The following is a 15,952-nucleotide window of genomic DNA, read 5'->3' on the forward strand; positions in this document are numbered from 1 at the left end:
ATTCTCCATCCTGTCCATCACGCGCCCAGAGAGTGGGCTTCCAAGGCCGTCATGTCAGCCGAGGGCATCGTTACGCTTTCAATCGCAAATTCCGGAGCGACTGGCTTTTAGCACTTGAGCGTGCGAGCCGAATGCCTCCTGGTCCTGCAGCGTGTCCAGCCGCTCCTGGTAGCGCTCGCTCGCCTGCCCCCTCAGGATGGCCCGCAACCCGTTGAACACAGAGCCGCGCACTCGCGCCATGGCATAGGCCTGGAACGCTATGCCACGGCCGGGGTCATAGCGGTCGATGGCTCCAGCAACCCCATGTTGGCGTTCTGGTCGATGGCTCCAGCAACCCCATGTTGGCGTTCTGGATGAAGTCATCGCGGTCAGCCGCCAGACGCGGAAAGCGGCGGTCTCGGCCCGCGCGGCGGCGATCGCCATACCCAGCTGGGCGTGTTGGGCTGCCAACAGATAGATGGCGTACGTGTTCGTCGCGTCGCGCGCCAGCAATGACTTGAGGAGTACCACTGCGTCAGCTTGGAGACCCTTCGCAATTGTATCAACCGAGAGCACCAGCAGTTCATCCACATCAGGAAGTTGGTAGTCCATCTCAGCATTCCTTTGAGTGTTTATCGCTGCAGGGAATGGTGCAACCCAGTTTGAATCGCACGCATCCTGTCCGCGCAGGCGGCAAAAATGAGTCACTTCCAGTTGCTTGCAAAAGATAGACCTACTCCGTACTGCATGGGAAGCGAGGCACTGTTAAGGCAGGCGCCGGAAGCATTTACAAATCACGATCCAGGCGCAGGAACTGCAACTACCACTTATGCGACTGCACCCTTTACGCGTACCGGCTTCAACACCTCCTCAAGCGCCTGAAGCTTGTGGCAAGCCGGATTTATCTCACCTAGATCAAAAAGCGCACGGGACTCCCGCGCCAGCTCTCGCATGTGCACCAGCGCCTCTATAAGCGCCGGGCGACCGTCACCCTGCTCCAAGAGTTGAAACCCGTCCTCAAGATCACCGAACGCAATATCAAGCGTCATGGCAGCGTCATCACGGAAGTCCGGGGCGTACACAATCATGTAGGAAAGCAAACGTAGGACGTCGCGCTTACCCTTACACTTGTAACTCATAAGTGATCTCGGTATAGCAGGATTGGAATTTTGTTGGGTTGCAGAATGATAATTGCATTACCGTTCGGGTAACAGATGAAGTCGCTAATCTGGGGCGTGCTCACTGTCTTGCCCCCTCTCGCCCCATTGATAATAATCCTCCCTGAACGAATCTCAATGTCAGTCCGGCGGTCCTTACCACTGACAGACGGATCTCTCAAACGGCGATTGAGCCTGACATCGGCGGCCAGCCCCCTCCTGCTCCACTCACTTCACCAAGCTACGGGTTGCAATGCTGTCCGCGCGGTTGCCGATGGCTGCGTCCACATTTAACTTGGGTGAAACGGTGAATCGACCTGCGTCGTAAGCGGCCTTTGTGTCATTGCATGCGTTGTCGTAGAACCCGCCGAAGCCCTCATCACTCGGCCGGTCACCGAATTGTTGCCGTGCCTGGGCAATACGCTCACACCGACCCTTAAGACAGGCTTGAAGAGGGGCGCAGCCCGCCATTCGAGTGGAATCGCACCCAGCATCAGCTCGCCGATGCCTTCGTACAGCCTGGTCATTTCCTCGCAGCCAGCATTGCGCCACGCTGCCTCGGACGCGACGTAGTCCGCCAATCTCCTTGACCCCAAGGTCAGATGACTTCAGTGCAACCCCAACGCGTTGCGCAATACGCTACGGGATCCGCGCGTCGATTTCACCTGAAAACTCCCTAAACGGCTCCTTATCGATTATCGTTTCAAATCTAAGCGGGAAGAGGGAAGAGGCTTCAGGAAGACCGAGCTCTGGATTATCAGAAGAAAGTCTCGCCATACTTTCGATCGAGAACTTTGGGAAATTTGCGTTAACGGCATACATCTTCCCATTCGCGAAAATCCCCATTCCAACTCGACCTAGCCCCGAAACATATCCGTCGAAAGAAAAGCCTTGAGGTGTTGTTACCTTAACTCTGAAGACAAGATCATCGATACTCTCGATCTGTTCATTCAGGTGGATAATAGGCGAAAACTGTTCCGTATCTGGGTCCTGCATCCAGACGGGGAACGCCAGAAAATCGCCATGCTCAATAATTGACTTTGACACTTTCATCGTTCATCTCACCTGATCAATCCAGCGTCTCGCAGCCGCGCTAGAACGCCATTTCGTTCCGCCTTCGTCGCAATCTCAATCGTTCGGCGTTATCCACCGATCGGATTCATTCGTCCATCTTTTGCCAGCATCTGCATAACCAACGCGTCAGCTCGGTCTACAATCCCTACCGGGACATCGTTGAGGTTGGCTTGCTGGAGTGCGTAAAGACGCCGGTTATCCAAGGTGAAATACTTGTCATCAAGATATACTAGGCGGATGGGCTTGCCAATGGAGTCGGGTGACTTCCCGCCCACCAGTTCGGCAATGGTTTGCCGCAAAGTCTGTCCAGTAGAGAAGTTTGGACTGATCGTCGGCTGCCCGAAGCGGATATGCCTGGAGTTTCCCCGATACAGGTCCGGAGCAAAGCCCGGGGCGACGCTCAGGTCTACGTACGAACCAGCGATAAGCGGACGGCGAGTCCTCTCCAGGTCTCCAACGCCTCCTCGAGCTGGAGGCGCCTGCTTTGAAACCACCGGACGAGCTAACAGGCATTACGCTACTGAGCTTCGTCACACCCTTCGGAAAAGAGAGGATAGCCGAGCCACCGTATCGGAGCCGATCTTCATAGGACAGTGCGCTCAACTGATCACACGCTGCGCCCGTGGTGGTCAAGGGGTTGGTGGTTAGAAGCGTGTCCGCATCAGTCAGGCTATTCACTGCATAGATACCAGAAGCGAATCCGGCCTCAAAGCCTGAGCTAGAGTTCGCTACTGCGTCTCGAGAACTTTCCGCATGGAGTTCATACCGTTCTTGACCGCCACCAAGGCGAAGTCTTGAACCTGCATATTGAAGCCGATGATGCTGGTGAGCGGTCGGAAGTAGCCAGAGATCGCCTCTCGAGCAACGCCGCCAATTTTGGATGCGATCGAGGGCTCGATCGGCCCAGAAACTACGCGGCTGGGTCCTTGGCTGGGACTTTGGGCGTACGTCGCATGGTGACTTGGCATGTCGCCGCCAACATCAAATGCGCTCACATCAATCTCGTTCCCGCGCCCGCGATCCTGTGCGGCCATCGCATGGCTGGCGATTGCCCATCTCAGCTCTGCAATCTGCTGCATGGTCAGGCACTGCGCCATCCACTCCGCGTCGGACACGCCCACTTGAACTGCGGGAAGGTTGGTGATGTGGTCGGTTGACCGAACGTCCGGACTGCCGCGCCACCGCCGATCCGATCATCGCCAACCCCGCCTATTACCGGATCGTTGCCTTCCCCGCCGTAGACCTGGTCATCTCCTTCGCCACCATCCCCAACGTCGTCGCCGGTCCATCCATCGATAGTCATCACCGCCACCTCCATTAATGGCATCCGCTCCCGTGCTGCCGGCCAGGTACTGGCCCTGGTCCGTGGGCTGGTTCATCTGGTCGATCATGGCCATCCGACCCCAGAAGGTGCCATCTCCGAATCTTATTCCCGCGAGCTCGCCATCGAAGTTCCAGCGCTGCCAGTTTTCAACCCGAATTGAGTTGCCGGGCATGCCTTCAATGGTGATGATCAAGTCCCAACCGCTCTTCTCCATCCGCACATCGGATTTCGAGATGCTGCCATCGAACTCGATGATGTCACCCGCGACCACGCCTTCGTCGTAGCCATAGATACTGTCATTCCCAAAGCCTGCGCTGAAGCGATACACATCGGCACCGCTACTTCCATTCAGCACATCATTGCCAGCGCCGCCAATCAGGATTTCGTTGCCGCCACCTGCGTTGATCGAGTCATCGCCGTCACCGTCGTAGATGATGTCCTCACCGAGAGAGCCGTACAGGGTTTCATTCTGTTCTGTGCCGTAGACGACGTTTGGATCGGGCATAGCGCTTGTCCTTGGAGAAATCCAGTGGTGGGTAGCGGGCATGCCGGCAGCAGTTGAGCCGTGGACAGTCCCCTTTGCGGGATATCCCCGGTTCCGGCTGAAGGTTTAGGCCTTGCCAAGCTGAGGCGAGACCTGCCGTAAAGTCGCCACTGCCGGAAACGCCCATCCCCGGACCATGCCCCGCTGCTATAGTCCCTCCATCGTGACGGGCACCCCGCCCGTCCTTGGAACTCAGGGAGCGGGTCATGGGTCTCATCCAGGCAGTGAAAGGTGCAGTAGGCGGCGTGCTGGCCGACCAGTGGAAGGACTTCTACACCGTGCCGGCGGGCCTGCCGGCCACCGCGGCGCTGTTCGCCGCCGTGCCGCAGGGCACCAATGCCGGGCGCGGCTCCAATACCAGTGGCTCGTCCAACATCATCACCAACGGCTCGAAGATCGTGGTGCCGGAAGGCTACGGCCTGCTGCTGTTCCAGGACGGGACCATCACCGGCTTCGTCGCCGAACCGGGTGGCTATGAGTGGCGGTCGGATGACCTCAACTCGCAGTCGATCTTCGCCGGCGACGGCATCGTCACCCCGCTGATCAAGCAGAGCTGGGAGCGCTTCAAGTTCGGCGGCCAGCCGGGCGGCCAGCAGGCGGCATTCTTCGTCTCGCTCAAGGAACTGCCCGACAACCGCTTCGGCACCCAGTCGGAGATCTACTGGGACGACGGCTTCCTCAACACCCAGGTCGGCGCGGTCACCCGTGGCTCGTACACGCTGAAGATCGTCGACCCGATCCTGTTCGTGAAGAATTTCGTGCCGGCCAGCTACCTGCAGCCGGGCAAGGTGTTCGACTTCACCGACCTGGACAACGCCGCGGCCAGCCAGCTGTTCAATGAAGTCGTTGGCTCGCTCGCGCCGGCTTTCAGCCTGTACACCAACGATCCCGGCAAGGGCAACCGCATCACCAAGCTGCAGCAGGATTCGCTGGGCTTTGCCCAGAGCCTGTCGGCGGCGGTTGAGCAGGGCTACCAGTGGAAGTCCGACCGTGGCCTGGCCATCGTCAAGACCGCCATCGTTTCCATCGAATACGACGCCAACACCCGCGAACTGCTCAAGACGGTGCAGCGCGCCGATGCGCTCTCGGGTGGGCGTGGCAATTCCAATCTGCAGGCCAGCGTGGCCCAGGGCATCCAGTCGGCCGGTGAGAATGGCGGCGCGGCAGGCCTGGTCGGTGTGGGCATGGCGACCGGCATGTTCGGCGCCGGCGCGATGCAGCAGCCGGTCGCCCCGGCAGCCCCGGCGGCCGATGACCCGGTGGCCAAGCTGCAGAAGGCCAAGGAAATGCTGGACCTCGGCCTGATCACCCAGGACGACTACAACGCGCTCAAGGCCAAGGCACTGGGTCTGTAAGGCGGACACACGATTACCATGTCCGACCCCCGAACCCCGCCCCCGCTACCCGGGGGCCCGCCGCCGTTGCCGAACGCCGTGACCGGCCCCGGCTCGCCGCGCGATGTGCCGCCGCTGCCGGGCAGCTTCCCGCTTGACCCGGCCACCCTGCCCGACCCGATCCGCGCCGAGATCGAGGCGCCTGATCCGGTCGCGCTCGATACCCGTGCCGAAGAGCTCAAGGACGGCCTGAACCGCTGTCCCAAGTGCGGCTCCACCGATGTGCGCCTGAAGCTGGGCACCGATGTGCTGGTCTGCCAGTTCTGCCGGAACGAATGGCATGGCGCGCTGGTCGAGCAGGAGTTCGGGCTGGGCGAAGGCCTGGACCAGCTGCGCGGCACCATCATCGCGTCAGGCGCGCGCGACATCGAGGCCGGCACCGCCAGCCTGATGAGCTTCAAGTGCACCGGCTGCGGCGCCGAAGTGACCATCAACACCGAAACCACCATGACCGCGCGCTGCCACTGGTGCCGCCATGTGTTCGGGGTCAATGAGCAGGTCGCCAACGGTGCGGTGCCCGATGCAGTGCTGCCGTTCCGCATCACGAAAGACGATGCAGTGGCGCGCATCCGCCAGTTCGTGGACAAGCGCCGGCTGTTCGCGCTGAAGGCCTTCAAGGACCAGTTCACGCCCGAGAACGTGGTGGGCGTGTACATGCCCTACATGATCGTGGACAGCAACGTCAGCGCCAGCGTGTCCGGCAAGGGTGAAATCAAGACCCGCCAGTACACCCGCGGCGAAGGTGACAAGAAGAAGACCTACTACGACGCCGATGTATACCAGGTGGACCGTGCGGTGGACTTCACCGTGGATGACCTGCCGCTGGAATCGTCGGCCGAGCGCGGCAACCTGGATACCAAGGCCAACACCAACAACATCATCAATGCGATCCTGCCGTTCGATACCAAGAATGCGCTGAAGTGGAACGCGTCGTACCTGCTGGGCTTCTCGTCCGAGAAGCGCAACCTGGACGTGGAAAAGATGAAGCCACGGCTGGAAGACCAGCTGCTCTCCATCGCCCGCGCGCAGGTGGAAGGTTCGGTGCGCCGCTACGACCGTGGCGTGCGCTGGGAGCAGGAACGCGTGGACCTGCACGGCTCGCGCTGGGTCTCCATGTACCTGCCGGTGTGGCTGTATTCGTACCACCAGCCTGGCCGCAACGGCGGCATGCTGCATTACATCGCGGTCAACGGCCGTACCGGTGAAACCATGGGCAGCGTGCCGGTGCAGCAGTGGAAGCTGCTGCTGGCCGCGCTCACCACCGGCACCATCGTTGAAGCCATCACCCTCTGGTTCCTGGTAGCTGCCTCATGAGCGATGACAGTGGTCTCTGGTTGCTGTTGGCGGGTCCCGCCAGCGCAACCGCCTTGTACTGGGGCCTGTACCGGTACTACCGCAACACCGACAAGTCGCATGCGTTCGAGCGTGAGACCACGGTGGAGGCCAAGCCGGTGACCGGCTCGGACCGGCAGGTGGATACCATCACTGGCACGCAGGAAACGCGGATCCGTGGCGACAACGTGCGCGAGTACCGCAAGCGGGTCGTGCGCAACAGCGGGTGAGGTAGAATGCCGCCACCTTCTACCCTTCAGATTATGGATAGCCATGAAGAAGCTTGCCTTGCTTGCCCTGCTGCTCACCTCGCTGAGCCTTCTCACCGCTTGCGCCCGTGGCGGCGACAAGGCCGCTGAGACGAACGACCCGAAGGTCGGTGACCTGTATGCAGCGGTGCTTTCGGAGTTTGCCGAGTTCCAGCAGCCGGGCGAAAAGGCCTACGGCCTGCTGAAGGTCATCAAGGTCGAGCCGGACACCGTCACCGTGGTCACCGACAGCAGCGCCTGGGATGACGAAATGTCGGCCAAGCGCGAGCTGCGTGGCGACCTCAAGGAGGTCGTGTGGGATATGGACGACGAGATCGTGGTGGCCCGCTCGGAGCTGGCGGAGATGCACCGCAAGGAGATCATCTTTGCCGTGCGCCATGGCGACAGCGCCAACTGACGCGACAAGCGTGACTTGAAGTCTGCTTGAAGGGCGGGGTGCATGCTCCAGATCACCATCCGATCTGGAGTTGCCATGCACCGCTTCCTTCCTGCCCTGCTGCTGGGCGCTGCCCTGCTGTTCCCGCCCGCCGCACTGGCGGCCGACAAGGTCCTGATCGTCCTCAGTGGCGAGGGCCGCGATGCCGGCAAGACCCGGCCCGGGTATGAATTCGACGAGCTCTCGCAGGCCTGGTTGGTCTTCAAGGCCAACGGGCTGGCGGTCGAGGTGGCCAGCCCCCAGGGTGGCCCGGTCGAGCCCGACAAATACAATCCCGACGAACCGTTCAACGCACAGCTGCTGGCCGATGGCGCTGCCATGGCGCAGCTTGCCGCCACCCGGCCCATCGCCGGGCTGCGTGCCAGCGATTACCGCGCGGTCTATGTGGTGGGCGGCAAAGGGGCCATGTTCGACCTGCCCCGCTCGCAGCCACTGCAGCAGTTGATCGGCGCCGCATGGGCCAACGGCGCGGTGATCGCGGCGGTGTGCCACGGGCCTGCCGCACTGGCCGAGGTGCGGCTTGCGGACGGCAGCCCGTTGGTCGCAGGCCGGCAGCTGACCGGCTTCACCAACGAGGAGGAAGCTCTGTTCGGCAAGAAATGGGCGAAGGAATTCCCGTGGCTGCTGGAGGACGCGCTTCGCCAACGCGGCGGTGAGTGGAGCGAAGCGCCGCTGATGATGCCGCACGTGGTCGTCGATGGGCGCCTGGTCACGGGCCAGAACCCCTACTCCACCGTCGGCGTGGCCGAGGCGATCGTACGCGGCCTGGGGCGGAACCCGGTGGCACGTACGCCCGGGCGCGACGAGCGTTCCATGGCGCTGGTCGAGCGCCTGCGCGGCGGTGATGCGGCCGGTGCGGCCCGCACGCTGAAGCAGGATCCTGCGTCCTACCACGTCGAGCTGATCGGCATGCTGGGCTTCTACCAGGCGAAGGCGGCGGATGTGGACCTCGCGGCACTGCGCCCTGCATTGCAGACCATGGAGCTGGCCATGCCTTACATGGCCGAGCCGCAGCTGAAACTGGGCATCGCCGAGGCGCACCTGCGGTTGGGCGACCGCAGCCGGGCACGGACACTGGTGCTGGAGGTACTGGACGCCTCGCCCGGCATGCAACAGGCTGGTGACCTGCTGAAACGGATCGACAGCTGACATGACAACCTGCCCTGCCCTGCGCGTACTGGTGATCGAGGACAACCCGGCGCTGCGCGCCAACCTCGAGCTGCTGTTCGCCGGCCAGGGCATCGACAGCCGCTTCGCCGCCGATGGCCTTTCCGGGCTGCAGGAGGCACTGGCCGAGCCGCCCGATGTGCTGGTGCTGGACCTGGGCCTTCCCGGCCTGGATGGCATGCGCGTGTGCGAGCAGCTGCGCGCGCGCAGCGACCGGCACGTGCCGGTGTTGATGCTGACCGCGCGTGATGCGTTGGAGGACAAGCTGGCCGGGTTCCGAAGTGGTGCCGATGACTACCTGGTCAAGCCGTTTGCCGGTGCCGAACTGGTGGCGCGGTGTGTGGCCCTGTCGCAGCGCCACCGCGCAGGCACCCCGCACCTGCTGACGGTTGGCAGCCTCAGCATTGACCGGCGCAGCAACCTGGTGCAGCGACACGGGCAGACACTGGTGCTCCACCACACCGCCCTGCAGCTCCTGCTGCTCCTGGCCGAAGCATGGCCACGGACGCTGACCCGAAGCGAGCTTGTCGAGCGGTTGTGGGGCGCCAGCCCACCCGAGTCCGATCCGCTGCGCACGCACCTGTACACCCTGCGGCAGGTGCTCGACAAACCGTTCCCGGTGCCCCTGCTCAAGACCGTGCATGGCGTGGGCTTCCGCCTGGAGGCGGACACGTGAGCGTCGCACCGCGTCCGCGTCGTCGCCTGCGCCGCCGCCTGATGCTGGCCTTCTCAGGCTTCGCGCTGCTGGTGGCGGTGCTGTACGGTTTCTACGTGGTGCTGTTCGTCTATCTGGTCGAGGACGAGATGTTCAAAGGGCTTCTGGAGCAGGAAGCCAAGGTGCAGCTGCATCATCACGCCAGCCAGGGGGGATGGGCGCGACCGGCATTGCCGGGCATGTCGGTGCATGAGACTGCTGCAAGCCTGCCCGACGGGCTCGGCGCGCGGTTGGTTGAGGAACCCTGGCGCCGGGAGTTCGCCGGCGACCAGGGTCGCCACTACCATCTGCGGCGGCTGGAGCCAACGGATGCCTGGCTGGTGGCCGAGGTCAGCCAGCAGTTGGTGGTGCGGCCGATGCGGGGTGGCATCCTGCAATGGTTGGGCTGGTCGAGCCTTGGCGTGCTTGGGATCGCCCTGCTGCTGGGCGCATGGCTGGCGCGACGGATGACCGCGCCATTGTCACGGCTTTCCGACGTGGTCGCCGGCGCCAGTCCCACGCATCTGCCGACGGGGTTCGCCGAGAGCCTTCCCGACGATGAAGTCGGCGCACTGGCCCGCACGCTGCAGGGGCTGCTGGTACGCATAGAGGCCTTCGTGGACCGCGAACGCGAGTTCACGCGGGATGCCAGTCATGAACTGCGCACGCCGCTGGCTGTCATCCGCAGTGCGTGCGAGCGCATGCAGGCCCGTGCCGATCTGGACCCCGCGCTTCGCCAGCAGCTCGGCCACATGAACCAATCGGTCCTGCAACTGGAACACACCATCAGCGCGCTGCTGATGCTGGCCCGCGAACAGCATCTGCAGGAACCCGCGGAATCGATCACCCTGCTGCCACTGATCGAGCGGGTGATCGTGGACCAGACCGGCCTTCTTGGCGATCGCCCGGTGCACCTGGCGCTGGACGTGGCGGGCGATGCAAAGGCCTGCCTGCCGCCCACCGCACTTCGTGTCATCCTGTCCAACCTGATCGGTAATGCCTTCGCGCACACGCTGAAGGGAGAGGTAAGCATTACGGTGGAAGCGGGCTGGTTGCAGATCACCAACCCGGGTGCCGGCATCGATGCGGACGCCCTGCAGCCCTTCACCAAAGGCGCGGCAAGCAGCGGTTACGGCCTTGGGCTGTCGATTGTCCATCGCCTGTGCGAACGCCACCAGATCGACCTTCGATTCAATCCCGACAGGACCCGTACCATCGTGTCCATCCTGCTCGATCCGGCTGCACGCACGTGCACTTGAGAACGCTTGTTTGCCCAATGCCGATCGTTCAGCCCAGTGGAAGGCTCAGTAAATCTACGTGAGGGCAGCCAACTGCATCTTCGCGTGTACTGCACTGCGCCTCCACCCCCGTTGGACGCGGCATGGCGCACGGTGGGACGCATCGCCCCAGCCGGAACTGCCATGAGCGAGTCTGTCGCCCCCCTGCTTGCCGCCACTCCCCCACGCCCTGCCCCCCGACCGCGCGTGCTGTACCCGCTCAGCCTGACCATCAATGGGGCCCCGCATGCGCTTCAGGTCGAATCCTCGGTAAGCCTGCTTGACCTGTTGCGTGAACGCCTTCAGCTGACCGGCACCAAGAAGGGCTGCGACCACGGGCAGTGTGGCGCGTGCACCGTGCTGGTGGATGGGCGGCGAATCAACAGCTGCCTGACCCTGGCGGTGATGCAGGATGGCGCACAGGTGCAGACCATCGAAGGTCTCGCCGACGGCGACGACCTGCATCCGCTGCAACAGGCCTTCATCGCCTGCGACGCGCTGCAATGCGGGTACTGCACGCCGGGGCAGATCTGCTCGGCGCAGGGCTTGATAAACGAAGGCAAGGCGTGCAGCCGCGACCAGGTGCGCGAGCTGATGAGCGGCAACGTCTGCCGCTGCGGCGCCTACCCGCAGATCACCGACGCGGTGATGTCCGTCCTGGAAAGCGAACAACCACTGGCGGCCGGATCCCCGGCGTCTGAATGGGTTCCGGGCACGGTGCCCGCATGATTCCCGCCACCTACCAGCGACCCGATTCGATCGCATACGCCCTGCAGGCCTTGGCCGGCTCCCTCGGTAGCAACGATACCCGGCCCATCGCAGGCGGCACCAACCTGCTGGATCTGATGAAGCTGCAGCTGGTCACCCCGGGCGCACTGGTCGACGTGAACCGGCTGCCGCTGGATCGAATCGAAGCACGCGATGACGGCGGCCTGCGCCTGGGCGCGACGGCGCGCAACGCCGACACGGCCTGGCACCCGCTGGTCGAGCGCGACTACCCGTTGCTGTCGGCCGCCATGCTTGCAGCGGCATCGCCGCAGATCCGCAACATGGCCAGCAACGGTGGCAACCTGCTGCAGCGCACGCGCTGCACGTACTTCTATGACCGGGCCACGCCCTGCAACAAGCGCGAGCCGGGCAGCGGCTGCTCCGCCATCGGCGGATTGACCCGCCACCACGCCATCCTGGGCGCGAGCGAGCACTGCATCGCCACCCATCCGTCTGACATGTGCGTGGCGCTGGCCGCTCTGGACGCAGTGGTGCACGTAGCCAGCGTGCGCGGCGAGCGCGAGATTCCGTTCGCCGATTTCCATCGCCTGCCGGGGGACACGCCCGACGTCGACACCTCGCTCGCCGCGGATGAACTGATCCTGCGCATCGAGCTGCCACCGGCTACGCGCTTCGCCGCCCACAGCGCGTATCTGAAGGTTCGCGAGCGCCTGTCCTACGCCTTCGCGCTGGTCTCGGTCGCGGCCGCACTGGATATCGCGCCGGATGGCACCATCAGCGCGGCGCGCCTGGTACTGGGCAGCGTGGCGCACAAACCGTGGCGGGTGGCTGCCGCCGAAGCGGTACTGGAAGGCGCAAGACCTGGACCCGAAGCCTTCGCTGCCGCCGCCGAGGCACTTGTGCAGGGCGCGGTGTCGCAGGGCCAGAACGCCTTCAAGATCCCGCTGGCCCGGCGCACGGTGATCCGCGCGCTCGAAACCGCCGCACACGGCACCGTCGACAACCAGGGCAGCTCGCGCCCCCAACCGGAGACGCCGGCATGAATCTTCCCAACCCGCTCCATCCGCCGGTGGCCCCGGCGGGCACCGGACACGTGCCGACCGGCACCGGTACGCCGCGCATCGACGGGCGTGCGAAGGTCACCGGCCAGGCGCGCTATGCCGCCGAGTGGCCTGCACCGGACCTGGTATACGGAGTGGCGGTCAACAGCACCATCGCGAAGGGGCGCATCCTGGGCTTCAGCCTGGATGCCGCCGAGGCGGTCCCCGGCGTGCTGCGCATCCTCACCCACGACAACCGCCCGCGGATGCGCAGCGCAGGTCTGTTCTACAAGGACATGACCGCACCGGCTGGCAGCCCGTTCCGCCCGCTGTACGACGCCACCGTGCTGTACAGCGGCCAGCCGGTCGCGCTGGTACTGGCAGAGACGTTTGAAGCCGCCCGCGAGGCTGCCGAACGCGTGGAAGTGCACTACGAGGTCGACGAGCACGACACCAACCTGTTGGCCGCCATGGCCAGGGCACGCCCGCCGAAGAAGCTGAAGGCAGGCTTTTCGGCCCCGCCCAAGGACAAGGGCCAGCCCGACGACGCATTCACGCAGGCGCCCTTCCAGGTCACCGCCGATTTCTACCATGGCGTGGAACACCACAACCCGATGGAGCTTTTCGCCAGCACGGTGATCCGCGGCGACGACGGGCACTTGACCATCTACGACAAGACCCAGGGGTCGCAGAACAGCCGGTGGTACGTATCGCATGTGTTCGGCCTGCCCAAGCGGAAAGTGACAGTGCGCAACCCGTATGTGGGTGGCGCTTTCGGGGCGGGGCTACGCCCGCAGTATCAGCTGCCGCTGGCCGTGATGGGCTCGCTGGCGCTGGAGAGATCGGTGCGGGTGGTGCTGACCCGGCAGCAGATGTTCACCTTCGGCCACCGCGCCGAGACCGTGCAACGGGTGAAGCTGGGCGCGGACGCCGACGGCACCCTGCACTCGATCTGGCACGAAGCCGTGGGCGAAACCTCGCGCATCGAGGATTACGTGGAAGTCGTGGTGAACTGGAGCGGCCAGTTGTACACCTGCGACAACGTGCACCTGGGCTACAAAGTGGTGGACCTGGACCAGTACACCCCGATCGACATGCGCGCACCCGGTGCCGCACACGGCGTACATGCACTGGAAGTGGCGATGGACGAGCTTGCTGCAGGCCTCGGCATGGACCCGCTGGCACTGCGCCTGAAGAACTATGCCGAGGTCAACCCGGCCGACGGCAAGCCCTATTCGAGCAAGGCGCTGCGTGAATGCTATGAGCAGGGTGCAGCCCGCTTCGGCTGGGCCGACCGCCCGCAGCAGCCGCGTTCGCGCCGCGAAGGCAATGAGTGGGTCGGCTGGGGCATGGCCACCGGCCAATGGGATGCCATGCAGATGTTCGCCCGCGCGCGCGCCGTGCTGCACGCCGACGGACGGCTGGTGGTAAGCAGCGCCGCCAGCGACATCGGCACCGGTACTTACACCGTGATGAGCATGATCGCCGCCGAAGCGCTCGGACTTCCGCTGGAACAGGTCAGTTTCCAGCTGGGCGATTCGACGCTGCCGGTGGCCCCAATCGAAGGGGGCTCGTCGCACGTAAGCACCGTCGGCTCGGCGGTGGAAGGCGCGTGCACCAAACTACGCCGCCGGTTGCTGGCCCTGGCGCGGCTGGCGCCGGGAACCGCGTTCGCGCGCGCCCGCCTGGAGGATGTGGTGTTCCGCGATGGCAGCCTGGCGCTGCGCGACGACCCGGCCAGCGCGGTGCCGCTGACCACCCTGCTGGCCGGCGCTGGGCGCGCCAGCATCGAGGCCAGCTACCTGCTGCTGCCCAACCTGCTGGAACAACGTAAGTTTACCCGCGCCACCCACAGTGCGGTGTTCGTGGAAGTGCGGGTCGACGAAGACCTGGGCACCGTACGGGTGATGCGGGTGGTCAGTGCCATTGCCGCCGGGCGCATCCTCAACCCGACCACGGCTCGCAGCCAGATCATCGGCGGCGTGGTCTGGGGCATCGGCGCGGCCCTTCACGAGCACACCGAGGCCGACCATCGGTTCGGCCGCTTCATGAACCGCGATTTCGCCCAGTACCACGTGTCGGTCAACGCCGACATCCACGAAGTGGACGTGCTGTTCGTCGAGGAGGATGACCGCGTGGTCAGCAGCCTGGGGGCAAAGGGCGTTGGCGAAATCGGCCTGGTGGGGGTATCGGCCGCGATCAGCAATGCGATTTTCCACGCCACCGGCAAGCGCATCCGCAGCACCCCGATCACCCCGGACAAGGTGATGCGCTGACGTGAAATGGCGATCACGCCGGAATCGCCAGACTGGGCCATCCCAAGCCACCCGCACGCACTGATGAGGCCGTTGATCAGCGTAGAGGAAGCCGATGCCGTGCTTCGTTCCAGCACCCCCGACGTTGTCACGGAACAGATCGCCCTGCCCGATGCGGTCGGCCGCGTGCTGGCACAGCCGGTGGTAGCTGAAGGCGCGCAGCCGCCGTTCGACCGGGTCATGATGGATGGCGTGGCCACGCGCTGGCAGCCGGTGATGCCCGCCATGCTCCGGGTTGCCGGTGCGCAGATGGCCGGCATGCACGGCCAGGTACTGGAAGACGCCGGCAGCTGCATCGAGGTTTCCACCGGCGCCGTCCTGCCCGAGGGGTGCGACTGCATCGTGCCGATCGAACAGCTGGAGCGCACCGCTGGCGGCTATGCGCTGCGCGCCACTGCCGTGCCGGTCGCCGGCCAGTTCATCCACCGCCGTGGCAGCGATTGCGCTGCCGGCACGCCGGTGCTGGCGCCGGGCATCCCCATAGGACCGCCACAGGTGGCACTGCTGGCGGCCAACGGCGTGGCCCGGGTCACCGTGGCGCGGTTGCCGAAGGTGGCCATCGTCGCGACCGGCGATGAACTGGTGGACGTGGACGCAGCGCTGCCGCCCGGACGCATCCGTCGTTCCAACGACCTGGCCTTGATGGCCGCGCTGCAGGCGGCCGGCCTGGGCCGCGCCTCCCTGCACCACCTCGCAGACGATCCCGACCTGCTTGCCGAGGCGCTGGGCCGGCTGCTGGCGTCGCACGACACGCTGGTGCTGTCTGGCGGCGTTTCCATGGGACAGCGCGACTACCTGCCCGGCACGCTGGAGGCGCTGGGCGTGCGTTGCCACTTCCACGGCATCGCACAACGGCCGGGCAAGCCCATGTGGTTCGGCGTGGGGCCGCAAGGACAGCGGGTCTTCGCGCTGCCGGGCAATCCGGTTTCGTCGCTGGTCTGCCTGATCCGCTACGTGCGCCCGGCGTTGCTGGCGGGCATGGGCGCTGCGCCCGCTGCACCGGAGCAGGTGTCCCTGGCCACTGCCCTGCCCGCCTTTGCCCTGGCCCAGTTCATTCCGGTCCATCTGCGTGACGATGGCGCCGGCAATGCGGTGGCCGAGCCCGTGGCCTCGCGCAACTCCGGTGACTTCACGGCGTTGGCCGGCACCGCCGGCGTGCTGGAGCTGATTGCCGGCAGCGCGGGCCAGGCAGGCCAGCCATTGCGGCTGCACCGGTGGTGA

Annotated in this window: 16 protein-coding genes; 11 read left to right on the forward strand and 5 right to left on the reverse strand. The window is 64.6% G+C overall.

What is annotated here, in order from left to right:
• Nucleotides 1-78: 78 nt before the first annotated feature.
• The 5 genes from AC06E7_RS11985 to AC06E7_RS12005 form a co-directional block, all read right to left on the reverse strand.
• Entirely contained in the window at nt 79-591 is a 513-nt protein-coding gene (locus AC06E7_RS11985) for a hypothetical protein (protein ID WP_478064861.1), read from the reverse strand.
• Nucleotides 592-806: 215 nt separating this feature from the next.
• Nucleotides 807-1,067: a hypothetical protein gene (locus AC06E7_RS11990; protein ID WP_478064862.1), complete on the reverse strand. Its 261-nt coding sequence runs from the start codon at nt 1,065-1,067 to the stop codon at nt 807-809.
• A 708-nt stretch (nt 1,068-1,775) separates the two neighbouring features.
• Nucleotides 1,776-2,189 (reverse strand): hypothetical protein, encoded by a 414-nt coding sequence (locus AC06E7_RS11995; RefSeq protein WP_478064863.1) that lies wholly within the window; start codon nt 2,187-2,189, stop codon nt 1,776-1,778.
• Nucleotides 2,190-2,938: 749 nt separating this feature from the next.
• Nucleotides 2,939-3,289 carry a hypothetical protein gene (locus AC06E7_RS12000; RefSeq protein ID WP_478064864.1) on the reverse strand — a complete coding sequence of 117 codons (351 nt, stop codon included), beginning with the start codon at nt 3,287-3,289 and terminating at the stop codon, nt 2,939-2,941.
• A 168-nt stretch (nt 3,290-3,457) separates the two neighbouring features.
• Nucleotides 3,458-4,039: a hypothetical protein gene (locus AC06E7_RS12005; protein ID WP_478064865.1), complete on the reverse strand. Its 582-nt coding sequence runs from the start codon at nt 4,037-4,039 to the stop codon at nt 3,458-3,460.
• A 245-nt stretch (nt 4,040-4,284) separates the two neighbouring features.
• Between AC06E7_RS12005 and AC06E7_RS12010 the strand changes: the two genes are divergently transcribed.
• The 11 genes from AC06E7_RS12010 to AC06E7_RS12060 all read left to right on the forward strand — a co-directional run bounded on the left by AC06E7_RS12010 (nt 4,285) and on the right by AC06E7_RS12060 (nt 15,952).
• Nucleotides 4,285-5,433 (forward strand): SPFH domain-containing protein, encoded by a 1,149-nt coding sequence (locus AC06E7_RS12010; protein ID WP_478064866.1) that lies wholly within the window; start codon nt 4,285-4,287, stop codon nt 5,431-5,433.
• An 18-nt stretch (nt 5,434-5,451) separates the two neighbouring features.
• A complete protein-coding gene (locus AC06E7_RS12015) occupies nt 5,452-6,786 on the forward strand; it encodes a TFIIB-type zinc ribbon-containing protein (RefSeq protein ID WP_217538479.1) in 1,335 nt (444 codons plus the stop codon).
• On the forward strand, nt 6,783-7,034 hold the full coding sequence (locus tag AC06E7_RS12020; RefSeq protein WP_093535649.1) for a hypothetical protein: 252 nt from the start codon (nt 6,783-6,785) through the stop codon (nt 7,032-7,034). Before AC06E7_RS12015 ends, AC06E7_RS12020 begins: the two co-directional genes overlap by 4 nt.
• Before the next feature lie 43 nt (nt 7,035-7,077).
• Complete coding sequence (locus tag AC06E7_RS12025; protein ID WP_478064867.1) at nt 7,078-7,470, forward strand: hypothetical protein; 393 nt, start codon at nt 7,078-7,080, stop codon at nt 7,468-7,470.
• Between the two features lie 75 nt (nt 7,471-7,545).
• Entirely contained in the window at nt 7,546-8,658 is a 1,113-nt protein-coding gene (locus tag AC06E7_RS12030; RefSeq protein ID WP_478064868.1) for a type 1 glutamine amidotransferase domain-containing protein, read from the forward strand.
• 1 nt (nt 8,659) lies between these two features.
• Complete coding sequence (locus AC06E7_RS12035; protein ID WP_478064869.1) at nt 8,660-9,352, forward strand: response regulator transcription factor; 693 nt, start codon at nt 8,660-8,662, stop codon at nt 9,350-9,352.
• Nucleotides 9,353-9,423: 71 nt separating this feature from the next.
• Complete coding sequence (locus tag AC06E7_RS12040) at nt 9,424-10,629, forward strand: sensor histidine kinase (protein ID WP_478064870.1); 1,206 nt, start codon at nt 9,424-9,426, stop codon at nt 10,627-10,629.
• 162 nt (nt 10,630-10,791) lie between these two features.
• Nucleotides 10,792-11,376, forward strand: a complete 585-nt coding sequence (locus AC06E7_RS12045; RefSeq protein WP_478064871.1) for a (2Fe-2S)-binding protein — start codon at nt 10,792-10,794, stop codon at nt 11,374-11,376.
• Nucleotides 11,349-12,419 (forward strand): FAD binding domain-containing protein, encoded by a 1,071-nt coding sequence (locus AC06E7_RS12050; RefSeq protein ID WP_478064872.1) that lies wholly within the window; start codon nt 11,349-11,351, stop codon nt 12,417-12,419. Before AC06E7_RS12045 ends, AC06E7_RS12050 begins: the two co-directional genes overlap by 28 nt.
• Complete coding sequence (locus tag AC06E7_RS12055) at nt 12,416-14,692, forward strand: xanthine dehydrogenase family protein molybdopterin-binding subunit (protein ID WP_478064873.1); 2,277 nt, start codon at nt 12,416-12,418, stop codon at nt 14,690-14,692. Before AC06E7_RS12050 ends, AC06E7_RS12055 begins: the two co-directional genes overlap by 4 nt.
• Nucleotides 14,693-14,755: 63 nt before the next feature.
• Nucleotides 14,756-15,952, forward strand: coding sequence for a molybdopterin molybdotransferase MoeA (locus AC06E7_RS12060; protein ID WP_478064874.1), 1,197 nt, complete (start codon nt 14,756-14,758; stop codon nt 15,950-15,952).

The organism is Stenotrophomonas sp. Steno-Z4 (genome assembly GCF_056393145.1).